Source organism: Persicimonas caeni, assembly GCF_006517175.1.
Taxonomy (GTDB): domain Bacteria; phylum Myxococcota_A; class Bradymonadia; order Bradymonadales; family Bradymonadaceae; genus Persicimonas; species Persicimonas caeni.
Map to the genome: position 1 here is coordinate 3,622,891 of NZ_CP041186.1, position 22,674 is coordinate 3,645,564.

Genomic DNA, 22,674 nt, shown 5'->3' on the forward strand with positions numbered 1-22,674 from the left:
CTATTCGTTGACAATTGGGGGACTCTCGACTTGTTGAGGTTTCGTCGTTGGGATACCACGATCGCCGTGCGCCAAACAATCGAACGCCCACACTCATTCGAGCGTGCTCGCTCATCGAAGTTTTTGGGAGGAATCCATGGCTTCCATATTTCGGCTCGACGGTCCCTGCCCATGCGGCAGCGGGAGCACGCACAGTGATTGTTGCGCCTCGTCAAAGCGACGCTTCTGGCGCCGCATGAGTGAGAAATTCAGTCCCTCGAAGGCGCGATCACCCAAATCTTCTCGTGGTCGAACAGACGCCCAGCGCCGCGATCTTCCGGTGGCCCTCGGCAAGCCGGATATGCTGCGCCTGCTCGAGTTCGTCGAGGGCTTCTCGGAGCGTTTTTCCCACGTGTTCAACACCGCCTCGGCCTGGCAGCGCGAGGCGTTCGGCGGCTATACGACCGCTCAGATCCTCGACCATCTCGAGATCTCTCCCGACCGGCGGCTGACCACCGAGCGAGGCGTGCTCTTGCGCTCCTACGGCGTATTTCGCGCCCGTCGCCCTTACGGCGAAGGCGCCACCGACGAGATTGCCCGGCGAGTCGGCCAGAAACACGGCGAGGCGAGCGCCGAGCTCCTCGAAGCCATGCAGCACGCTCGCCTGGGCGCCTGGCAGATCACCGAGGCGAGCGACGGCTTCGAAGCGACCCGGATCGACGGCACCGACGCACCATTTCGTCGCGAGCTCGACGTTTTCACCGACTACCAGTGGGCGGCGATCACGGCTCCCGGGGTCTATGTCGGCTGGCTCATCGAGCAGGACGAGACCTGCATGCTCTTCTTCGCCGCCGAGCTCGACGCCGCCGCCGTCGACTTTTTGAACCGGGTCGCCCAGCGCGCGCCGTGGGGTTGGCCCGACGGGGACGCAGACAACGCGTTTCGACGCGTGCATTACGAAGAAGATATCTTGTCGCTGCTGGTTCGCGCCGACTGCATCAACACCGGCCGCGACGACATGCGCGTGATCTTGAGCCGCGAAATCCGGCAGGTGTGGTACCTGCGGCAGGCCAACCTCTTTGACGACGTCGAAAAGACGCTTCACAAGTACGGGCTTCGCTCGGGGGTCTACGTCGAAGACACCGGCGTCTTCGGCGAGTATGGCGCCGTCCACCCCGACCACTACCAGTGCCATATCTGCAACGACTTTCACCGCAAAAACGCCCACCTGGCGCCGGGATGGTCGGTCGACGTCGCGCTGCTCGTCGAGGACCACGTCGAGGCCATCGTCAGCCAACTCGAGGCGATGCGCCTGTATGCGCTGCCCAAGAGCACCACCTGGCACTATTCGATTCCGGTCGGCCCCCACTCTCTCGAGTACGTCTTTCCCATCGCCGAGATGCTCGCGATGATCGCGCTCGATCCGTCGGGGCGCATCGAGCATCCGAGGCTCGGGCATGCCGAGGAGTATCCGCTATCGTCGCTCGATATCGACCTCGACGCCTTTCGCAACGCCGGCTTCGACCTGAACTGGAGCATCGGGCAGGCGAAGTCGTGGGCCGAGCGGCACGCCGCCGAGGAGTTGCAAGGGGCGCTCGAGGAGGCCGTCGAGCGGTATCATGCGGCCTTTCGGTGGGCGTGCTTGGTCGACCGCCACCGCCAAATGGACCCCAACCAGACCATCGGGATCGGTTACGAAGAGCTCTTCTGGGGCATCCGCAAACTCTTCCCCACCGCGGTCCTCGAGACGCCCCTGGCGGCGCTGCGAGATCGCCACAACGGCACGTGGAGGCGCATCGAGAAGGCCACGCGCGAAGACAAAGCGTTCGACACGCCCGTGTTGCGACTCGGGCACCTGCCCCCATGTATGCACACCTTGGGTTCTTTGAGCGGCATCGGCTCCAAGACCCTCATGGCCCTCGTCGACGGGCTGGTCGAGTATGTCGCCAACTGGCCCGACAGCGCTGGTTACGCGTCGAACGCCACTAGCCCGGAGATGCAAGAGGCCGCCTCGGCCGAATTGTCGTCCGGGCTCGACGCGCTCGACGACCTCTTTTGATACGCCGTCCCGCACCGATCGCACTGCCAGGTCGGCCCGTCGCCGGCGAGTCGCTCACCGCACTGACACGCCCAGCCGAGCTGGCGCGCCGGGTTACCGACCACCAGCGCGTGGGCGGGCACGTCTTTGGTCACCACGCTACCGGCGCCCACGAACGCATATTCGCCGAGTCTCGTACCGCACACGATCGTGGCGTTCGCGCCGATGGTGGCGCCGCGGCCCACGCGCGTGGGCTCGTATTCGTCTTTGCGCGACACGTGGGCCCGCGGGTGGCGCACGTTCGTGAAGACGGCGCTGGGGCCCACGAAGACGTCGTCGTCGAGGCAGACGCCGTCGTAGACCGACACATTGTTCTGGACCTTGCAGCCGTCGCCGATCACTGCCGTGCCGCCCACGTAGACATTCTGGCCCAAGACGCAGCGCTCACCGATGCGCGCGCCGGACATCACGTGGCAGAAATGCCAGATCTTGGTGTCGTCGCCGATCTCGGCGCCCTCATCGATAATAGCGGTGGGGTGGTGGTAAAAACTCATAGAGGCAACTCCACCCGCACGCCTTCTTGCGCCGATCGGTACCCGGCACAGATCACCTCCAACGACTCCAGCCCCGCGACCCCGTCGGTGTCGGGTTCGGCCTTACCGGCGAGCACGTCGAGCACGTTGGCGTAATACGACAGGTGACCGTCGCCATAAAACTCACGGGTCTCTTGGTTGAGCATGGCGATCTCGTCGGGCGTCTCGTAATCATCGTCGAAGCGCCACACCTCGATTTCGTCGCACGCCTTGCCGCCCAGGACCGCGGTGCCACGGCTCCCGGCAATGGTCATCGAGGCGCGCAGGTTCTCCGGGTAGGTGAGCATGGTCACGCTCATCGAGCCCAGCGCGCCGCTCTGCCAGCGCAGGCTCAACGTGCCCGAGTCCTCGACCTCGATGTCGCGGCCGAGGGTGGCCATATATCCGTGCACACTTTCGACGGGGCCGAACAACCAGCACAACAGGTCGACGTAGTGACTCGTCTGGTTCAAAAACGCCCCGCCGTCCAAATCGCGGGTGCCGCGCCAGGCGTCTCGGTCGTAATAAGCCTGGGGGCGAGTCCAAAAGACGTCCACGTCGACCAGATGCACCTGTCCGAAGCGCTCTTCTTGGAGCGCGCGGTGCAACAGTCGCAGCGTGGGATTGTAGCGCAGCTGCTTGACCACGAAGAGCTCGACGCCGGCCTCCTTGCAGGCAGCGACCATGCGCGCGCCGTCTTCGAAGTGGGTGGCGATCGGTTTTTCGCACATCACGTGGCAGCCGGCGCGAGCGGCCATTTCGGCCTGCTCGGGGTGCAGCCCACTCGGCGAGGAGAGCACCACGACGTCGGGGGTCATCTCGGCCAGAAGCGCCTCGAGCGACTCGTAGCCGGCGGCGCCGGTCTGCCCGGTCGCCTCGGCGAGCTGGTCGGGATCCGGATCACACACGGCGACGAGTTCGGCGCCCCCGGCGTGGTGGTCCAGCGCGCGCAGGTGGTGGCGTGCGACGCGGCCGCAGCCGACGAGGGCGAAGGTGGCTTTTTTGTGAACTTGGTTCATTTTGCTACACGTTGCTTCTTGTCGCCCCCCATCCGCCTCGCGCTGTACTTCGCGCTCGGCACCTTCCCCCAGGGGAAGGGATGCTGTTGCGAAAAGCTACGCGTGTGCCTTTAGCTAAGGAAGCCCTTCCCCTGGGGGAAGGTGCCCGTAGCGAAGCGAAGGGCGGATGGGGGGCCGCAGAAACCCGAACGCTTCACCGACTCCACCCCCGCCACACCCTGGCCAACACGTCCTCCGACACGCCAGCGCGGTGCGCGGCGCGTATGCCATACATGAAAACCATCGTGCGCAACACCCCGTTCTTCTCCCATCGGCGGCCCGAAATCCGAAGCTCGGGCGCCAAAATTTCGATCGATCCGTGGCCGCGCAGGGATCGTGCGCATAGGTTTCCTTCCATCAGCGGAACATCGGGCACGCCGCCGATGGCCTCGAAGGCGTCGCGGCGGCAAAAAATGCATTGGTCGCCGGTGGCGGTGCGAAAGAGGCGGGTGCGCAGGTTGATGCCCCAGGCCATCCAGCCCAGATGCAGGTGGCGGTGACCGACTTGCAAATCGGGGATGATGTCGATCTGGAACCAACCGCCCACGGCGCCACGCTCGACCGCGGCGACCATCGCCTCGACCGCGCGCGGGGTCAAAAGCGAGTCGGCGTGAAGCATCACGAGTACGTCGCCCACGGCGACCCGAGCCCCGGCGTTGAGCTGGGCGGGGCGGCCCGGAGCGCACTCGACGACCCGATCGGCGAAGCGGCGCGCCTCGACGACGGTGGCGTCTTGGCTGCCGCCGTCGCACACGATTACCTCGCCGTCGACGTCCGCCGCACGTAAGCTGGCGCGGGCGCAGCGCACCGAATGAGCGATCCAGGCGGCCTCGTCGAGGGTGGGGATCAGAACGCTGAGGGAATGTGACTGACTTGAATCGTGCTTCAAAGTCTTCTAAAGTCCGCTAATTGGAACCTTCGCCAAGCGCAGGGATCTCGGGTAGTAGCCCTACCAACGCAGGGTCTATGAGGCAATCGGGCCATTCACAACTGACGGGTTTTCTCGCCCAAGCCGCCATCGTGTGCGGGCTCGTGCTGCTATTGTGGCCGACGAGCGCCCACGCCGATGTGGGTCGGTGCGTGGAGCATACCGTCTCCGATCTTGCCGAGCAGGGCGTGGCGTCGCTTCTGACGATGACGCCGGCCGACGCCCCGTCGACCCCCGCCCTGAGCTTGTACGACACCGAAGAAGTCGCCAACGAAACGCCCTGCGGTGACGATCCCGACACCGACCCCTCGTCGAATTTTTGTTTCGAGGATGCGCAAGGCCAGATCTCGACGCTTCCGAGCCTGCTGGCCAAGTGGCGAGGAGAGCAAGCGGCCAACGCGGTCATCGACTCGATGTTCGCCGCCGTGGAGCCAGCCGACGATGAGGCTGACGCTGCCCCTGTGGTCGTCGCCGAGTCGGTGGAGGTCGAGCCCGAACCGGCCGACTCCGAGGGCCAGAGCTGCCGCAGCAATCCCGACGAATGTCGCTCGCTTCCGCCGGCACCGCCGACGTTGACCGTCGACGTGTCCACGGCCAGTGCGCGTCAACTCCTCTACGAGCTTCAACTTCCACCCAGCCTCTCCGAAGACAACCCCCGCGCGTGGGCCCAGCTTCGCATCGGGCCCCTCCACGGCCATCGCGATCCCCCCGAAGAGCCTCCGCGCGCCTGATCGCAGCACCACATTGCAGGGGAGTTGGCTCGTCTTGAAATGCCAGGCGGCGTTTCTGCGTTGCTCGTTTGCCGAGAACCGGCTTGCGCATTACTTGCGCTCGGGACGCGTTCGGGCTAACTCCACCGTGTCTGATACACGACAGAAGTAAAACCATTAGGCAACTCCGTATGGTGGAGTTGCGGATCCTTTTAGTGAGGAATTGAACACATGGCACAAGAGAGTAATGGAAATATGACGGCACGACTTTTGTCGTACGTCTTTGTGGCCCTCATCGCCTTTGCGGGCGGCTTCATGGTGGGCAACTGGAACACCGACGGCTCGGCCGGCTCCGACGAGAACGCCGGCGCGGCTGCCAAGATGGACGACGGCGGCCAGGTCGATGGCGACAGCGCCATTCCCATCGGCGACAGCGCCGTGCTCGGAAAAGACTCGGCGATCATCACCGTGGTCGAATTCTCCGACTTCCAATGCCCGTTCTGCCAGCGCGGCGCGAACACCATGAAGGAGCTCGTCGAGAAGTACCCCAACGACGTGCGCGTGGTCTTCAAGCACTACCCGCTGCCGTTCCACAAAGAGGCGCCGGCCGCCTCGAAGGCCGCCATCGCTGCCGGCAAGCAGGGCAAGTTCTGGGAGATGCACGACTGGTTGTTCGAAAACCAAAAGCAGCTCAAGCAGCACTCTGGCGACATGAAAGAGTGGACCGCTGGCCACGCCAAGGAGCTGGGCCTCGACGTCGCCAAGTTCAAGAAGGACTTCGACGCCCCCGAGACCCAAAAGCAGATCGACGAAGACATGAAGCTCGGCCAGGAAGTCGCCGTGCGCGGCACGCCGCACTTCTTCGTCAACGGTGAGCGCGTCAAAGGCGCCAAGCCGATTTCGGCTTTCGAAGAGATCGTCAAGCGTCAGATCAAAGAGGCCAAAGGCATGCTCGGCCAGGCCGGCGTGACCCGCGCGAACCTCTACGAGAAGATGGTCGCCAAGAACTTCGACGGCGGCAAAGAGAAGCCGCAGCAGAAGCCCAACAAGCCGGCCCAGAAGGTCGAGTTCGTCCCCGTCGAAGAGGGCGACCCGATGTTCGGCAACGCCAAGGACCCGCTCGTGACCATCGTCGAGTTCTCGGACTTCCAATGCCCCTTCTGCGGCAAGGTCCTGCCGACCCTCGACAAGATCAAAGAAGAGTACGGCGACCAGGTACGCGTGGTCTTCAAGCAGCTTCCGCTGGGCATGCACGCCCAGGCCAAGCCGGCCGCACAGGCCGCTCTCGCCGCTCACAAGCAGGGCAAGTTCTGGGAGATGCACGACAAGCTGTTCGAAAAGCAGCGTGAGATGCGCGCCAACGCCAACAACTTCGAAGAATGGGCTGCCGGCCTGGCCAAAGAGCTCGGCCTGAACGTGGCCAAATTCAAGAAGGACTACAACGACCCGGCGATCGCCGCCAAGGTCGAGCGTGACCTGAAGCTGTCGCAGAAAGTCGGCGCCCGTGGCACCCCGAACTTCTGGATCAACGGCGTCAACCTGCGCGGCGCTCAGCCCTTCCCGAGCTTCAAGGCCGAGATCGACAAGCAGATCAAGCTGGCCAAAGAGCTCAAGAAGAAAGGCCTGTCGGGCGAAAAGCTCTACAAAGCCGCCGTGGCTGAGAACAAGAAGAACGCGCCCAAGGCCGCTCCGCAGCCCAAGCGCGACCAGCCGGCCCCGAAGGTCGACGTCAAGGACCTGGCCACCGGTGATGCCTACACCAAAGGCCCGGACAACGCTCCGGTCAAAATCGTCGAGTTCACCGACTTCCAATGCCCCTACTGCAACCGTGGTGGCAAGAACATGAAGGAAGCTGCCAAGGAGTTCGGCGACAAGGTCCAGATCATCGTCAAGAACTACCCGCTTCCGTTCCATAAAGAGGCTCCGGCCGCCGCCAAAGCAGCCATGGCTGCCGGTGAGCAGGGCAAGTACTGGGAGATGTACGACCTGCTCTTCCAGAACCAGCGTCGCCTCAAGGAAGACGGCATCTTCAAGGAGCTGGCCAAGCAGCTGGGCCTGAACATGGCCAAGTTCAACAAGGACATGCAGAATCCTGAGTATGACAAGATCATCAAGCAGGATATGGCCCAGGGCCAGAAGGTCGGCGTGCGCGGCACCCCCGCCTTCTTCATCAACGGACGTCGCGTCGTCGGTGCTCAGCCGCCGTCGAAGTTCAAGTCCGAGATCGAAGCCGCTCTCAAAGAAGCCAAGTAAGCTGAGGCTTCTTAGCTGATTAACAACAAACCCCGCCGGTCCTCGTGGCCGGCGGGGTTTTTTGTTGCCGCTTGCGACTCTTCACTGCCTGCCGCTAAGGTCGCCGCACCAGACAGATACTTTTTGCGGAGAACCTATGAAGTTTCGATTGTTTCGAGTCGTCGTGATGCTTTCGAGCCTGTGGATGGCGAGTTGTTCTAGCAGCCCACCGCAAGAGACCGACCAAGCACCGGTGGAGCAAACCGCCGACAAGGCGGGCACCGAAGAGCAAGAGAATCCCAACGAGGCCGAAAGCGACATCCTTCCCGTCGGCGACAGCCCGGTGCTGGGCAAGGCCGACGCCCCGGTGACCATCGTCGCCTTCTCCGACCTGCAGTGCCCATTCTGCGCACGTGGCGCCACCACGATGCACCGCCTCGTCGACAAATACCCCAACGACGTGCGCGTGGTCTTCAAGCACTACCCGCTGCCGTTCCACCAGCAGGCCGACGAGGCCGCCAAGGCGACCATCGCCGCCGGCAACCAGGGCAAGTTCTGGGAGATGCACGACTGGCTGTTCGAAAACCAGCGACAGTTCAAGGTCCACCAAAACGGCTTCAAGGAGTGGACCTCCCAGCGCGCCAAAGAGATGGGCTTGAACGTCGAGCAATTCGAGGCCGACTTCGACGCCCCCGCCACCCAGAAGCAGATCGACGACGATATGAAGCTCGGCCAAGACGTCGCCGTGCGCGGCACGCCGCACTTCTTCGTCAACGGCGAGCGCGTCCGGGGCGCCAAGCCGCTGGCGGAGTTCGAGGCGGTGGTGAAACGCAAGCTGAAGCAAGCCAACGAGTTGCTCTCGGAGGACGGCGTGAGCCGCGAGGCGCTCTACAAAAAGGCCGTGGCCGAAAACTACACCAAGCCCGAGCCGCCCAAGCGCAGAAAGTCGCACAAGCCAAAGACCAGAGTCGAGTATGTGCCGGTCAGCGACCAGGACCCGATGTTCGGCAACACCAAAGACCCGCTAGTGACCATCGTCGAGTTCAGCGACTTCCAATGTCCCTTCTGCGCGAAGGTGACTCCGACGCTCGACCAGATCAGCAAAGAGTACGGCGACCAGGTACGCGTGGTCTTCAAGCAGCTTCCGCTGGCCATGCACGCCCAGGCCAAGCCGGCCGCGCGCGCCGCGCTCGCCGCCCACGAGCAGGGCGCGTTCTGGGAGATGCACGACAAGCTGTTCGAGAAGCAGCGCGAAATGCGCGCCAACGCCGACAACTTCGACGCGTGGGCGATTGATGTCGCCCAAGAGATCGGTCTGGACGTGGCCAAGTTCGAGAAGGACTACAACTCCGACGCCATCGCCCAGAAGGTCGAAGACGACCTGGAACTGGCGCAGAAAGTCGGCGCCCGCGGCACGCCCAACTTCTGGATCAACGGCGTCAACCTGCGTGGCGCTCAGCCTTTTCCGGAGTTCAAAGCCGAGATCGACAAGCAGATCAAACTCGCCGAGCAGCTTCGCGACGACAAAGGCCTCGAGGGGGAGGCGCTCTATAAGGCCGCCGTCGCCAAAAACGAAGCGGACAACCCGCAAAAAGATGACAAGCCGGCCGTGCGTAAAAAGCCCGAGCCCAAGATCGACACCAGCAAGCTCGTGGTCGGTCAGGCTCCCATCTTGGGCCCGAAGGACGCTCCGGTGACCATCTTCGTCTTCTCCGACTTCCAGTGCCCCTACTGCAAGCGGGGCATTCAGAACGCCGAAGCTGCCCTCAAGAAGCACCCGGACGAGGTGCGTCTGGTCTACAAGCACTACCCGTTGCCGTTCCACAAGGAGGCCAAGCCGGCTGCCAAGGCGGCCATGGCTGCCGGTGAGCAAGGCAAGTTCTGGGAGATGCACGACAAGCTGTTCGAAAAGCAGCGCGAGATGAGGAAGCACAGCGCCGACTTCGACGCGTGGGTCGCGGGACTCGCCAAGGAGATGGGCCTCGACGTCGCTCAGTTCAAAGAGGACATGAAGAAGCCCGAGTACGACAAGATTATCGAAGCCGACATGAAGATGGGTCGAGAAGTGGGCGTGCGAGGCACCCCGGTATTCTTCGTCAACGGCGTGCGCGTGGTCGGCGCCCAGCCCACCTCGAAGTTCGACAGCACCATCAAAGAGGAACTCGACGAGGCGAAGTGACCACCGCCGGACTTTTGTGGCCAGAAGCGAAGTTGTCCTCTTGATGCACACTGCGGCGAGCACTATGTTCGCCGCATCTGTTTTACCTCCGAGGAACAACGCTCATGCTAAATAAGTCGCTTGTCGCGCTTCTGGCCGCTCTCTCCCTTTTCGCCGCCGCCTGCTCTGGCGGCGAAGCCACCCGCAAAGACAACGGCGAGCCCAGCGATTCGCTGACCGCTCAGTCCGACAAGACCGCCCAGGAGGCTCGCGCCAAGAGGGTCGACGTCGCCGACAGCAAGATCATTCCCGTGGGCGACTCGCCGCAGCAGGGGCCGGCCGACGCGGCCGTGACCATCGTGGCGTTCTCGGACTTCCAGTGCCCCTTCTGCTCGCGGGGCGCGGCCATCGTCGACGAGCTCCTCGCCGACGACGACTACAAGGGCAAGGTTCGGGTGGTCTTCAAGCACTACCCGCTGCCGTTCCACCGCCAGGCCAAAGACGCCTCGCGTGCGGCCATGGCCGCCGGTGAGCAGGGCAAGTTCTGGGAGATGCACGACCTGCTCTTCGACAACCAGCGCGAGTTTCGCGGCAAAGACACCGCCCAGATGAAGGAGCTGACCGCCGGTTATGCCGAGCAGCTCGGCCTCGACGTCGAGCAGTTCAGAGCCGACTTCGACAAGCCCGCCTACGCCGCCGAGATCGAAGAGGATCTCGAGCTCGTCGAAAAGCTCGACGTGCGCGGCACCCCCAACTTCTACATCAACGGCGTCAACATCGTCGGCGCCCAGCCGCTCGACCGCTTCCAAGAGATCGTCGACGAACAGCTCGAGATGGCCGCCCGAAAGAAGAAGGAGGGCGTCTCCGCCGACCAGATGTACCAGACGCTGGTCGCCGCTAACTACGCAGAGGCCCAGGCCCGCGGTGAGGTCGACGCCAAGCCGCCCGAACCCGAGCAGATCGTCGAGATGGTCCCCGTCGACAAAGACGACGCCGTCAAAGGCTCGGCCGACAAGGCGTTGGTCACCGTCGTCGAATTCAGCGACTTCCAGTGCCCTTTCTGCAGCAGAGCTGCGTCGACCGTCGACCGGATCGAGGAGAAGTACGGTGACAAGGTGCGCGTGGTCTTCAAGCACCTGCCGCTGCCGTTCCACCAGGAGGCCGACGAGGCCGCCAAGCTAGCCATGGCCGCCCAAAAAGAGGGCAAGTTCTGGGAAATGCACGACCTGCTCTTCGAACATCAGAGCGCGCTTCGTGAAGAGGGGACCTTCGTCGACCTGGGCAAAAAGGTCGGCCTGAGCGAGCGCCAGGTCGAGCGCGCCCTCGCCAGCGACACCTACCAGAAGCGCCTCGAAGAGGACATCAAGCAGGCCCAGAAGGTGGGCGCGCGCGGCACGCCGACCTTCTTCATCAACGGCGTGCAGCTCGTGGGCGCCCAGCCGTTTTCGGCCTTCGAGGCCGTGATCGACGAGCAAATTGAGGTCGCCGAGAAGCTTCAAAAAGACAAGAAAGTCTCCGGCGAGAAGCTCTACGAGGCGGCCGTGGCCTACAACAAGGCCAACGCCCCCAGCCCCGAAGCCGGCGCCGGCGCCGGCGACGAGGAGCCGGCGCCGCGCGTCGACACCAGCAAGCTGAGCGTCGACAAGGATCAGGTCAGAGGCCCGGCCGACGCCAAGGTCACCGTCTTCGTCTTCTCCGATTTCCAGTGCCCCTACTGCCGCATGGGCGCCCAGCGCTTCGACGAGGCGCTCGAGAACGTCAAAGACGAGGTCAAGGTGGTCTACAAGCACTACCCGCTGCCGTTCCACAAAGAGGCCGAGCCCGCCGCCAAGGCGGCCATGGCCGCCGGCGAGCAGGGCAAGTTCTGGGCGATGCACGACCTGCTCTTCCAGAATCAGCAGCGCCTGACCGAAGAGGGCATCTACGCCGAGCTGGCTAAAAAACTCGGCCTCGACGTCGAGAAGTTCGAAAAGGACATGGGTAAAAAGGCCTACGACGAGCAGATCGCCGCAGACATGAAGCAAGGTGACGCCATCGGCGTGCGCGGCACCCCGTCGTTCTTCATCGACGGCACCCGCGTCGTCGGCGCCCAGCAGCCCGAGACGTTCGAGAAGGCCATCAAAGAGGCGCTCTCGGAAAAGCAGTAACCCCCCAACTCAAACCCAAAACCCTCTAAAAACCCCTAACAAACCATGGCAGAAATCAAAGGCTTTCGCGCAATTCGCTACAACCTCGATGAACTCGACGAGCCGGCCGACGTACTCGCGCCGCCGTACGACGTCATCGACGCCGACGAGCAAGCCGAGCTCTACGAGAAGCATCCGGCGAACGTGATTCGGCTCGTGCTCAACCGTCAGCATGACAGCGACACGGCCGAGAATAGTCGGTACACCCGCGCCCGTCGCCACCTGATGGACTGGCTGGCGCGCGGCCTCCTGCGCCAGGACAACCAGCCGGGCCTGTACGCGCATCACCAGACCTTCACCGACGCACACGGCAACGAGCATACCCGCAAGGGCTTTTTGGGCGCGGTGCGCCTGGCGACGTACGACGAAGAGGTCGTGCTCCCTCACGAGCGCACCCTTCGGGGCCCCAAGGTCGATCGTCTCGAGCTGATGAAAGCTTGTGACGCGAACATGAGCCCGATCTTCTTCTTGTACGACGACCCCGAGCGCAAGGTCGACGCGCTTCTGGAGGCGAATCTCGAGGAGAGCCAAGAACTCGACGTGACCACCGATCACGACGGCATCCGCCACCGCACCTGGCCCGTCTTCGACGCCGACGCGCAGGCCGAAATCGCCCGCGTGCTCGAAGACTCCCAGCTCCTGATCGCCGACGGTCACCACCGCTACGAGACCGCGCTGGCCTACCGCGACTTCCGCCGTGAGGTCGCCGAAGAATCGGTCGAAAACGCCCCGTACGAGTACGTCATGGCGTTCATGGTCAATATCCACGACCCCGGCCTGCAGGTCTTCGGAACCCATCGAGTGGTCCACGGCGTCGAAGACTTCGACATGGGCGAGCTTCTGAGCGCACTCGAAGACTCCGAGGTCTTCAAAGTGCGTCGCCTCTCCAAAGAGCACGTCGACGAGCCGCTTCACCTGAACGACCAGCTCACCGAGGCCGGCGAGTCCGCGCCGAGCTTCATGCTGCTGTCCCAGGAGGCCGAAGGGCCGATCTTGGTGCAGTACACCGGCGACGAGTCCGCCGATATCTTCGATGAGGAGACCCCCGACCAGGTGCGCCGCCTCGACGTGGCCATCCTGCACGAGGGGATCATCGACCGGATGCTGGGCATCAACAAAGAAGCCCAGGAAGCCAAGACCAACCTGCGCTACATCAAAAAGCTCGACGGGGCTGTCGCCGCGCGCAAAGACGACGACGTCCAACTCGTCGTCTTGATGAACCCCACCCCCGTCGAGCAGGTCGTCGAGGTCTGCCAGTCGGGCGGCAAGATGCCCCAGAAGTCGACCTTCTTCTATCCGAAGATCCTGAGCGGCCTGACGATCAACCCGCTCTAACCTTCTCCGACCCTTGACCCTGCTTCGGCAGGGTCTACCTTCTCAACTAAGCAAGAAACTACAACACATCGAAAAACAAGCACTTTTTGACGCAGCGGAGCTGCTCCATGTCGGGGCGAGGAGTACCGCGCGACCGTTTTTGCTGGAGATGTGTGTGTTGGCGCTGGGGGTACTCTTTGGCTGGATCATTGTGTGCTCGATGGAGCCCGGCCGGCGTCCTATTGATGCAGTAAACCCTTTCGCAGTTTTGGGGGAGGTGGCTCTTCCCCGACCGTGCCAGTGTGCGTGATGCCCGCCTCTGAAATCTGGGGGGATTCAGGGGGGAGGATCGCAGGGGGGACATGCTGGAGGCGGTCGGGGATTCCACCCGAATACTCCCCAGGCCGTTGATGGGTCTTTTTCTTGAAGACATCCTCGATGTGCCCACGTTGAGTTCAACCGTATTAATGGAAAACTCACTATCTGCCGTCGATTCTCGCGCCGAAGCTATGCGCTCGTATGGGTGCGACCAGATGGGCAGATACGAAGGCTGGGGGTCTGTAGGCAGCTTTCGGGCAGCTATCGGGGCATCAGCATGACATCATGGGAGCGAACCGATCGTGGAGGGGTGCATCTGGCGGCGCTCGCGGCGCTGCTTTGTGCGCTGCAAGTCGTGGCGTGTGGCGAGCAGAACAACGAGCCGGCGCCAGGCAACCAGATCGGTACCAACGAACCGAATCCAACCGACGCAGGCACGACCGACAGCGGCGCTGACGCTCCTCTGGCAGACGCCACCGACCATGACACTGAGCCACAGGCTGGATGTGACGGTGCCCACGAAGATCTGGGCACCTTGTCGGTAGGCTCGCCGACGGTGGTTTCCCGCACGCTCAAAAGCACGCAGGGAGCGCCGACGAGTTGTGCACCCAATGGAGACAACCGGGGTGAGTACGTCTTTACCTTCCGCGCCGAGGAGTTGGCGATCGCTGAAGTCTTGGTCTCGGCGAGCACCACTGCTCCGATTTCGTTTGGCCTCTACGAAAACTCTTGCGAGGCCGACGCCGAACTCTTCTGCTCGCAACAGTCGCCGTGGCGCGCCATCGTCGAGCCACAGCACACCTACTATCTGAAAGTGCAGGCAGGCCAAGACACGCCCGATAAGGCGTTCAACATCTCCATCGGCTTGGAGCCGGCCGCGTGCATTCCCGGTGAGACGACCTGCAGTGATGGCGCCAGTGAGGCGTGCGTGCAGGGGACCAGCGTAGAGACATATAGCTGCGCCGGTGACTGCAGTTCCGGCGACGCCTGCAACGGCGACACCTGCGAGACGGCGCTGGTCGTCGAGCCGACGCCCAGTGGCCAAACGGTCGTCGTGCAGGGCGACCGTCGAGCCTACACGCACCGATGGAACGCCGCCGACTTCACTGGCTGTGAGGCCTCCGAGACACTCGAAAATGGAGACACCACGGCTATGGAGGTCTTCGCGCGGGTGCCCAGCCTGCTCGCCGGGCAGACTCTGACGGTCGCCGACGCCAGCGGGGCAGGCTCTTACTTGTACTACGTACTCGACGACTGTGCGGCGACATCGTGTCGCGAGGCCATGTTTATCGACGACGGTGGGGAGAACCGTCTGGTCTGGGACGTGCCGGCGGATGGCGACTATATCGTCGTCATCGAAGCTTTGAGCTCGACCTCTCGACCGTTTCAGTTCGAGTTTATGCTGCAATGATTCGCAGTGCCGCTTGTCGGCCGAGTCGGAGGGAGACGCTCGGCCCACACGCATCTGTTTGGGGACGCTCGCTTACTTGCAAATCGGGGACTTTCAATGACGAAACAATGCCAACTGGCTGTGCATGGGCTCTGTATCTCTCTTCTGTTGCTGCTCGCTCCTGGCACGTTGTCGGCCGAATGGCGCGCGCCCAACGTGCACTCGATCTTCTCGGGGAGCACCTTTGCCAACGGCCAATCGCAGAATATGGGCCCGGCGATTCGTCACACCGTCGAAGAGTATTGTGACACCCTGCGCTTCGGGCTGACGATGCACGCGGCGGTCGACGGCCGACGCACGCAATGCGGCTGGGGAGATCGAGCGGCCAACCAGGTCGTCGCCCCTGCCGCCGGCTCCTGCCGGCAAGTCGGCCGAGAACTCCAAGGTATGCAGAATCAATCCGGCCGCGAGTATTGCGACCAATCGGGCGACGGCTGGCAATATGAGCCGCTCGACCAGGTCCTGCGCGTCGAGCGCGAGATGACTTTTCCAGAAGCCTATGACTCCAACCTCTCGGTCGACACCAACGTCTTGTCTCGCTGGTGGGAGCGGGCCAACCTCAACCTGATCATGCTCGAGCGCATGCCCCAGACGGACAACGGCGACCACGGCGACCGCCTCATCACCTCGCTGCGCGAAGCGTGCCGAAGCTACGACGGCCACGGCGGCCAGTTTCCGTCGATGCCCACCTTCGTGCTCGGCATGAAGCACAACCCGGACGACGTCTCACTATACGGCGGGTTGTTGGCGGCTGCCGGCGGCACCGGCCAATGCTGCTACGATGAAGACGGCTGCGATATCGAGACCGATCCGGCCATCGACATCTGCACGCATATCGAAGACGGCCGTGACGAAGACAAGATCCGCTACGATATCGCCGCCCAACGCTACGACTGCGGTGGCTCGGCCAAGCTCACCGAGACCGGCGCTCCGGACTCTACGACGCTGCCCAACCTCGAGTGCGCCTTGGCCGGCAAAAAGTGTAGCGGAGCGTTCGCGCCCGATCCGCCCACCAACTTCTTCGGCATCTTTGCCTGCATCCAAGTGCGCCCCAAGGACGTGCCGCCCGAAGACTTCGCCGTGCGGTATTGCCACGACGACGAGCTGAACTGCCATATTTTGACCGAAGGCAGCGGCCTCGAGTACGTCGACGAGAACAAGACGCTGTACTACCTCGAGGGGGTCAACCAAAACGGCACCAGCTACTGCTCGGCCCTCGGCGAGGGCGACGCCACCTTCGAGCATTGGGATTGTCCCAACGAAGGAAATCCATGCGATACGGGCCTGCCGGGCCGGTGCGGCCAAGGCAAGATCTCGTGCGACAGCGGCACCGAAGAATGTGTGCAGACGCTCGCGCCGATGCCCGAGATCTGCAACGGCCTCGACGACGACTGCAACGGCCAGGTCGACAACTTGTCGACGAGTTGGGACAACCAGCTCTTCTCGGTCTACGACCCCACCAAACTCGGTGACTACGACGACGACGGCGTCGACCGCGAGGCGATCCACTGCATGGAGCGCGACGTGTGCACCTGCCAGGGCGGCACGCTCGACTACGGCGGGCCGGGCTACGAAGCCCACATCATGAGCTGGGTGCCCGGCACGTGCGTGTGCGGCGAGGGTATGGCCGGCGAGTCGGCCGGCTACACGCCCGCGCCCTCGTCCGATCAGCAGACGCAGCCGCGCGCCGGCTGCTCGTCGGCGACCAACGGTTCGGCAACGATCGCCTGGATGGTCTTCGGGTTGCTGGGGCTGATGGGATTGCGCCGCAGAGGAGAGTAGGCCTTGCAGGGCGCGTAACGCCTGCTATTAGGGGCGAGGGCTGAACAGCGCCCTCGCGGAACAGCAACTTGGGGGTCGTTTCAATGCGGCTCATGTGGTGATTGACACGACCCTCAAATTGTAGTTTGCGCCGCCGTTCAGGCGCCCCAAATAGCCGGAGCCACAACTCCAGCAAGGCGACCACCTCGCTATTCGATCACCTCAATCACCTCAATCACCACATACGCCCCATCGAAACGACCCACTAATAGCCGTTCAGCGCCGCCGTTCAGGCGCCCCTAATAGCCGGAGCCACAACTCCAGCAAGGCGACCACCTCGAGAGAGAGCCTCCCACGAAATTTTCGCCTCAGCCTTTGCGCTCTACAGGGGTAATGAAGTACAACGGGCTGGCAGTTCGCAGCCCGTTTCTCAAGCCCCCCGGCAAGCGATGTCCTACGTAGTCCTCGCCAGAAAGTGGCGCCCAAAATACTTCGAAGAAGTCGTCGGCCAGGAGCATGTGGCGCGCACGCTCAAGAACTCTCTCGAGCAAGACCGCGTGGCGCATGCTTACCTGTTCTGCGGCACGCGCGGCGTCGGCAAGACGACCACGGCGCGTATCCTCGCGAAGGCGCTCAACTGCGAGAAGGGGCCCACGCCGACGCCGTGCTACGAATGCTCGTCGTGCAAAGAGATCCACGAGGGCCAGTCGGTCGACGTCTTCGAGATCGACGGTGCGTCGAACCGTGGCATCAACGAGATCCGCGAGCTTCGCGAGGGTGTGCGCTATGCGCCCAGCCGCGACCGCTACAAGATCTACATCATCGACGAAGTCCACATGCTCACCAACGAGGCCTTCAACGCCCTGTTGAAGACCCTCGAGGAGCCGCCCGAGCACGCGCACTTCATCTTCGCGACCACCGAGCCGCAGAAGATCCCGGTGACCATCCTGAGCCGGTGCCAGCGCTTCGACTTCAAACGCATCAGCCAGCACGACATCGTCGATCACCTCACCCACCTGTGTGAGGCCGAGGAGATCGACTCGGAGAAGGCCGCCCTGCAGCTCATCGCCCGCCAGGCCAACGGCGGCATGCGCGACGCGCTGAGCCTGATGGACCAGGTCATCAGCTTCGCCGGCGACTCGTTCGACGAGGCGCAGGTCGCCCAGATCTTGGGCGTGGCCAACCGCAAGCACCTCTTCGAGCTGAGCGAGGCGATCATCTCGCGCAACGCCGAGGCCGCGCTCGAGGTCCTCGACGAGGTCAACCGCTACGGCTACGACCTGCAGCAATTCGCCAGCGAATTGGTCACCCACTTTCGCGACCTGGTGGTCACCGCCGTGGTCGAGAACCCCGACCGGGTCACCAACCTGACCGAAAGCGAGCTGGGCATCGCCCGAGAGCAGGTCGACGGCACGCCCACCGACCTGTTGCACCGTTACTTCTCGGTCATGGCCGACGGCGCCCAGGAGATGACGCGCTCGCCGTACCCGAAGCTGCTGTTCGAGATGACGCTGGTGCGTATGTCGAGCCTCGAGCCGCTCGTCGGCCTCGACCTGCTCGTCGACCGGCTGCAGTCGCTCGAGGGGACGCTCGAGGACGACGTCGACATGGACGCGGTGGCGGCGGCCGACGCGCAGCAGGCCCACCAAGCCAAAAAAAAAATTCCGCGGCGGAATGAAGTAGAGAAGACGCCGGCGGAAACCGCCAATGATGGTGGTGAGTCGATAAAGCCGGAGCCGGTCACGAAGCCGGAGCCGGTCACGGCCACGGAGCCGGATCCGGAGCCCGGCACCCGGCACCCGGAGCCCGGCACCCGGCACCCGGAGACCGGAGACCGGCACCCGGAGCCCGGAGACCGGCACCCGGAACCCGGCACCCGGCACCCGGAGACCGGAGCTCGGCACCCGGAGCCCGGCACCCGGCACCCGGAGCCCGGCACCCGGCACCCGGAGCCCGGCACCCGGAAACCGGAAACGGTCACGAAGCCGGAGCCGGTCACGAAGCCGGAGCCGGTCACGGAGCCGGAGCCGGTCGCGGAGCCGGAGCCGGTCGCGGAGCCGAAGCCTTCCACGGACACCAACGAGCGCGACGCGCTCCTCGCCGAGCCGCCCCGTGAGCGTTGGCGCGCGCTGGTCGAGCATATTCGCAAGGATACGCAGCCGGTGGCCGCCACCTGCGAGCACGCCCGACTCCATCAATTCGACGACGGCAAGGTCGTCATCGAGATCAAGCCCAACTACATCGAGCTGTTCCGTGAGGGCGATCGTCCCGAGCGCGTCGCCGACGCCATCAAAGACGCCCTGGCCGACCTGTTCAGCGGTGAGTGGTCCCTCGAGATCAAGCTGCCCGAGCTCGACGAGCCCGTCTCTCCCGAAGAGCTGACGCTGTATGAGGAGCGCGAGGCCGACCGCGTCGCGCGCAAGCAGCAGCTCGAAGAAGATCTCAAGCATCACCCGACCGTCGAAGCCGCGCGCGAGCTCTTCAATCCCGAGAAAGAGCGCGTGGCGGTGGAGTTGCACGACGAGTAGGACGCGCTGCAACTCTGCAGCGCCTCCATCTTGCAACGCCTCCACCCGAGACATTCGGCGCTTCCCCATTGACACTCGCGCTGTGGCAACTATTTAGTTACTCGCCGCACACAGCATTGTGTTACCTATCGAGCACCCATCGAACTAAACAAAGAAGGAACTCCCATGGCCATTCGCATCGGAATTAACGGTTTTGGTCGCATTGGACGCTGCGTCGGACGCATCCTCATGGACGATCCGGACGTCGAACTGGTGGCGGTCAACGATCTGACCAGCCCCGAACAGCTCGCCTACCTGTTCAAGTACGACACGGTCCACCGCAAGTATGACGGCAACGTCGAAGTGACCGAGGACGGCCTGAATATCGGCGGCACCGACGTCAAAGTGATGTCGGAGCGCGACCCGGCGAACCTGGGCTGGGGCGACCTGGGCGTCGACTACGTGTTCGAATGCACCGGCTTTTTCCGAAAGCGCGAAGACGCCCAGAAGCACCTCGACGCCGGCGCCGACTTCGTGCTGGTCTCGGCACCGGGCAAAGGCCTCGACCTGTCGGTGGTCTACGGGGTCAACCACAAGGACATCGACGTCGACAACATGCAGATCATCGACGTGGCCAGCTGCACGACCAACTGCCTGGCCCCGGTCGCCAAGGTGCTCAACGACACCTTCGGCATCGAGAACGGCCTGATGACGACCGTGCACGCCTACACCAACAACCAGGCGCTGCTCGACTCGCCGCACAAGAAGGACTTCCGCCGCGGCCGCGCCGCCGCCCAGAACATGGTGCCGACGTCGACCGGCGCTGCGGTGGCCGTCAGCCGCGTCATCCCCGAGCTCGAGGGCAAGCTCAACGGCATGGCCGTGCGCGTGCCCACCCCGGACGTCTCGCTCATCGACCTGGTCTGCCAGTTCGAAAAGAGCGTCAGCGTCGACACGGTCAACGACGCACTGACCGAAGCGGCCAACGGCGACCTCAAGGGCGTGCTCGGCGTCACCTCCGATCCGGTGGTCAGCACCGACCTGATGGGCGACCCGCACTCCTCGGTCGTCGACCTCGAGTCGACGATGTCCTCGGGCGACAAGATGGCCAAAGTCGTCAGCTGGTACGACAACGAGTGGGGCTTCTCCAACCGCATGGTCGACGTGGTCAAGTACGTCGCTTCGCAGAAGTGATGAGAGTCGAAGCGTAGGCCTTGCCAGGGCGAAGCGCCTGCTATTAGGGGCGAGGGCTGAAAAACGCCCTCGCAGATAACAATTTGAGGGTCGTTTCAATCACCACATATGCTGCATTGGGACGACCCTCAAATCGTAGTTCTGCGCCGCAGTTCAGGCGCCTTTAATAGATGGCGTCGCATGCTCTGCTAAGGCCTACACCCTCGCCACGAACCAAGAACCAAGAACCAAGAACAAAAAATGGACACCACCGGCATCAAGTTCATCGACCAGCTCGAGCTCGAAGACAAGCGCGTCTTCATTCGCGTCGACTTCAACGTCCCGCTCGACGACGACGGCAACGTCACCGACGACACGCGTATCCGCGCCGCGCTGCCCACCATCGAGCACGCGATGAAGGCGGGTGCCAAGGTCATCCTGGCCAGCCACCTGGGCCGGCCCAAGGGCAAGCCCGACGAGAAGTTGAGCCTCGAGCCGGTGGGCGACGAGCTGGCCGGGTGGCTCGACGTCGAGGTGGTCATGCCCGAGGAGCAGACCGGCGAGTTCGTCCAGCGGCTCATCGAGAACATGCGCAAAGGGCAGGTCATGCTGCTCGAGAACCTGCGCTTCAACCCCGGCGAGAAGGGCGGCGACGCCGAGTTCGCCAAGGGACTCGCCGAGCTGGCCGACGTCTACGTCAACGACGCCTTCGGCACCTCGCACCGCAAGCACGCCTCGATGTACCACATGGTCAAGCACTTCGACCGCAACTCGAAGGGGGCGGGCTTTCTGATCAAGACCGAGCTCGACAAGATCAACGAGCTCATCGACCGCAAGCGCAAGAACTACACCGCCATCATGGGCGGCGCGAAGGTCTCCGATAAGCTGGGCGTGCTCGACACGATGGTCGAGAAGGTCAACAACGTGCTCATCGGCGGGGCGATGGCCTACACTTTCCTGAAGGCCAAGGGCATCGACGTGGGCTCCTCGCGGGTCGAAAACGACTATATCCGCCAGGCCGAGGCGATCATGCGCAAGGCCGACGCGCGCGGGGTCAACTTCCACCTGCCCGTCGACCACGTCGTCGCCGACAGCATCGACGCGGCCGAAGAGGACGTCGAGACGACCGAGCGCCAGTCGATCCCCAAGGGCAAGGCCGCCTTTGACATCGGCCCCAAGACCATCGACAACTACGAGACGACCATCGACAACTCGGCGACGATCTTCTGGAACGGCCCCATGGGCGTCTTCGAGCGCGACGTCTTCGCCAAAGGCACCATGGCCGTGGCCCACGCCATCGCCGAAAGCGGCGCGTTTAGCGTCATCGGCGGCGGAGACTCGGCCGCCGCGGTCAACAAGGCCGGCGTCGAGACCAAGATCACCCACATCTCCACCGGCGGCGGCGCCAGCCTGCAGATGGTCGAAGGCCAGCCGCTTCCGGGGATCGAAGCACTTCGCGCGAACTACCCGTTTGAATAACCCATAACCCACAACAACCGACAAAACCCATGCGTAAACCGATCGTCGCTGGCAATTGGAAGATGAACAAGCATATCGGCGAGGCTCAAGAGCTCGCCGCAGGCGTCGCCGAGGGCACCAACGGCTTCGACGACGTCGAGGTCGTCGTCGGCCCCACCGCCATCTGTCTGGCGCCGGTGGCGGCGGTCATCGAGGGGTCGAACCTCGGCCTCGCCGCTCAGAATATGCACTGGGCCGACAGTGGCGCGTACACCGGTGAGGTGTCGCCCACGATGATCAAGGACGCCGGCTGTGACTGGGTCATCCTCGGCCACAGCGAGCGCCGCGAGTATTTCCACGAGTCCGACAAGGACATCAACCACAAGACCCACGTCGCCATCGAGCACGATCTCAAGCCGATCGTGTGCATCGGCGAGACCCTCGAGGAGCGCGAGGACGAGCGCACCCTGCAGAAGGTCGAGTTCCAGGTGCGCGCCGCGCTGGCCGGGGTCAACAAGAGCGACATCAAGAATATCGTCATCGCCTACGAGCCCATCTGGGCCATCGGCACCGGCAAGACGGCCAGCCCCGAGCAGGCTCAGGAGGTCCACGCCGACATCCGCTCGATGATCGCCGACATCTACGGCCAAGAGGCCGCCGACGCGATCCGTATCCTGTACGGAGGCAGCGTCAAGCCGCACAATATCGCCGAGATCATCGCCCAGCCCGACGTCGACGGCGCGCTCGTCGGCGGCGCCAGCCTCGAGGTCGACTCGTTCGTCTCCATCGCCGAGACGGTCAACTCGAAGCAGTAAGAAGAGCGCAACAAGAA

15 protein-coding genes are annotated in these 22,674 nt (G+C 63.5%); 12 read left to right on the forward strand and 3 right to left on the reverse strand.

Annotated elements, in window-relative coordinates:
- Positions 1 to 319: 319 nt before the first annotated feature.
- Positions 320 to 2,038: a hypothetical protein gene (locus FIV42_RS13470; protein ID WP_141198199.1), complete on the forward strand. Its 1,719-nt coding sequence runs from the start codon at positions 320 to 322 to the stop codon at positions 2,036 to 2,038.
- Here the strand turns inward: FIV42_RS13470 and FIV42_RS13475 are convergent.
- From FIV42_RS13475 to FIV42_RS13485, 3 genes are all read right to left on the reverse strand, one after another.
- A complete protein-coding gene (locus FIV42_RS13475; protein ID WP_141198200.1) occupies positions 1,948 to 2,571 on the reverse strand; it encodes an acyltransferase in 624 nt (207 codons plus the stop codon). The genes FIV42_RS13470 and FIV42_RS13475 overlap by 91 nt on opposite strands.
- Positions 2,568 to 3,608 (reverse strand): Gfo/Idh/MocA family protein, encoded by a 1,041-nt coding sequence (locus FIV42_RS13480; protein ID WP_141198201.1) that lies wholly within the window; start codon positions 3,606 to 3,608, stop codon positions 2,568 to 2,570. Before FIV42_RS13480 ends, FIV42_RS13475 begins: the two co-directional genes overlap by 4 nt.
- A 193-nt stretch (positions 3,609 to 3,801) precedes the next feature.
- Complete coding sequence (locus FIV42_RS13485; RefSeq protein ID WP_141198202.1) at positions 3,802 to 4,536, reverse strand: TIGR04283 family arsenosugar biosynthesis glycosyltransferase; 735 nt, start codon at positions 4,534 to 4,536, stop codon at positions 3,802 to 3,804.
- Between the two features lie 77 nt (positions 4,537 to 4,613).
- Between FIV42_RS13485 and FIV42_RS13490 the strand changes: the two genes are divergently transcribed.
- From FIV42_RS13490 to tpiA, 11 genes are all read left to right on the forward strand, one after another.
- Positions 4,614 to 5,306 (forward strand): hypothetical protein, encoded by a 693-nt coding sequence (locus tag FIV42_RS13490; protein WP_141198203.1) that lies wholly within the window; start codon positions 4,614 to 4,616, stop codon positions 5,304 to 5,306.
- A gap of 234 nt (positions 5,307 to 5,540) precedes the next feature.
- The gene (locus FIV42_RS13495; protein ID WP_141198204.1) at positions 5,541 to 7,538 is read left to right on the forward strand and encodes a DsbA family protein; all 1,998 of its coding nucleotides are present in this window, start codon (positions 5,541 to 5,543) and stop codon (positions 7,536 to 7,538) included.
- Between the two features lie 136 nt (positions 7,539 to 7,674).
- The gene (locus FIV42_RS13500; protein ID WP_141198205.1) at positions 7,675 to 9,696 is read left to right on the forward strand and encodes a DsbA family protein; all 2,022 of its coding nucleotides are present in this window, start codon (positions 7,675 to 7,677) and stop codon (positions 9,694 to 9,696) included.
- A gap of 104 nt (positions 9,697 to 9,800) precedes the next feature.
- Entirely contained in the window at positions 9,801 to 11,822 is a 2,022-nt protein-coding gene (locus FIV42_RS13505) for a DsbA family protein (RefSeq protein WP_141198206.1), read from the forward strand.
- A 45-nt stretch (positions 11,823 to 11,867) separates the two neighbouring features.
- Positions 11,868 to 13,196 carry a DUF1015 domain-containing protein gene (locus FIV42_RS13510; protein WP_141198207.1) on the forward strand — a complete coding sequence of 443 codons (1,329 nt, stop codon included), beginning with the start codon at positions 11,868 to 11,870 and terminating at the stop codon, positions 13,194 to 13,196.
- A gap of 574 nt (positions 13,197 to 13,770) precedes the next feature.
- Positions 13,771 to 14,904, forward strand: a complete 1,134-nt coding sequence (locus FIV42_RS13515; protein WP_141198208.1) for a hypothetical protein — start codon at positions 13,771 to 13,773, stop codon at positions 14,902 to 14,904.
- A 96-nt stretch (positions 14,905 to 15,000) separates the two neighbouring features.
- The gene (locus tag FIV42_RS13520) at positions 15,001 to 16,725 is read left to right on the forward strand and encodes an MYXO-CTERM sorting domain-containing protein (protein ID WP_141198209.1); all 1,725 of its coding nucleotides are present in this window, start codon (positions 15,001 to 15,003) and stop codon (positions 16,723 to 16,725) included.
- Positions 16,726 to 17,153: 428 nt separating this feature from the next.
- Positions 17,154 to 19,232, forward strand: a complete 2,079-nt coding sequence (gene dnaX / locus FIV42_RS31150) for a DNA polymerase III subunit gamma/tau (protein WP_141198210.1) — start codon at positions 17,154 to 17,156, stop codon at positions 19,230 to 19,232.
- 165 nt (positions 19,233 to 19,397) lie between these two features.
- Positions 19,398 to 20,405, forward strand: a complete 1,008-nt coding sequence (gene gap / locus FIV42_RS13530) for a type I glyceraldehyde-3-phosphate dehydrogenase (RefSeq protein ID WP_141198211.1) — start codon at positions 19,398 to 19,400, stop codon at positions 20,403 to 20,405.
- 240 nt (positions 20,406 to 20,645) lie between these two features.
- Positions 20,646 to 21,863 carry a phosphoglycerate kinase gene (locus FIV42_RS13535; protein ID WP_141198212.1) on the forward strand — a complete coding sequence of 406 codons (1,218 nt, stop codon included), beginning with the start codon at positions 20,646 to 20,648 and terminating at the stop codon, positions 21,861 to 21,863.
- Between the two features lie 29 nt (positions 21,864 to 21,892).
- Positions 21,893 to 22,657: a triose-phosphate isomerase gene (gene tpiA, locus FIV42_RS13540; RefSeq protein WP_141198213.1), complete on the forward strand. Its 765-nt coding sequence runs from the start codon at positions 21,893 to 21,895 to the stop codon at positions 22,655 to 22,657.
- The last annotated feature ends 17 nt before the right edge of the window (positions 22,658 to 22,674 follow it).

Bases quoted from the DNA above. Each gene is read 5' to 3' on its own strand.
- FIV42_RS13520 (WP_141198209.1), top strand. From the start codon at position 15,001: ATGACGAAACAATGCCAACTGGCTGTGCATGGGCTCTGTATCTCTCTT.
- FIV42_RS13505 (WP_141198206.1), top strand. From the start codon at position 9,801: ATGCTAAATAAGTCGCTTGTCGCGCTTCTGGCCGCTCTCTCCCTTTTC.
- FIV42_RS13475 (WP_141198200.1), bottom strand. From the start codon at position 2,571: ATGAGTTTTTACCACCACCCCACCGCTATTATCGATGAGGGCGCCGAG.
- FIV42_RS13490 (WP_141198203.1), top strand. From the start codon at position 4,614: ATGAGGCAATCGGGCCATTCACAACTGACGGGTTTTCTCGCCCAAGCC.
- FIV42_RS13510 (WP_141198207.1), top strand. From the start codon at position 11,868: ATGGCAGAAATCAAAGGCTTTCGCGCAATTCGCTACAACCTCGATGAA.
- dnaX (WP_141198210.1), top strand. From the start codon at position 17,154: ATGTCCTACGTAGTCCTCGCCAGAAAGTGGCGCCCAAAATACTTCGAA.
- FIV42_RS13500 (WP_141198205.1), top strand. From the start codon at position 7,675: ATGAAGTTTCGATTGTTTCGAGTCGTCGTGATGCTTTCGAGCCTGTGG.
- FIV42_RS13515 (WP_141198208.1), top strand. From the start codon at position 13,771: ATGACATCATGGGAGCGAACCGATCGTGGAGGGGTGCATCTGGCGGCG.
- gap (WP_141198211.1), top strand. From the start codon at position 19,398: ATGGCCATTCGCATCGGAATTAACGGTTTTGGTCGCATTGGACGCTGC.
- FIV42_RS13535 (WP_141198212.1), top strand. From the start codon at position 20,646: ATGGACACCACCGGCATCAAGTTCATCGACCAGCTCGAGCTCGAAGAC.
- FIV42_RS13495 (WP_141198204.1), top strand. From the start codon at position 5,541: ATGACGGCACGACTTTTGTCGTACGTCTTTGTGGCCCTCATCGCCTTT.
- FIV42_RS13480 (WP_141198201.1), bottom strand. From the start codon at position 3,608: ATGAACCAAGTTCACAAAAAAGCCACCTTCGCCCTCGTCGGCTGCGGC.
- tpiA (WP_141198213.1), top strand. From the start codon at position 21,893: ATGCGTAAACCGATCGTCGCTGGCAATTGGAAGATGAACAAGCATATC.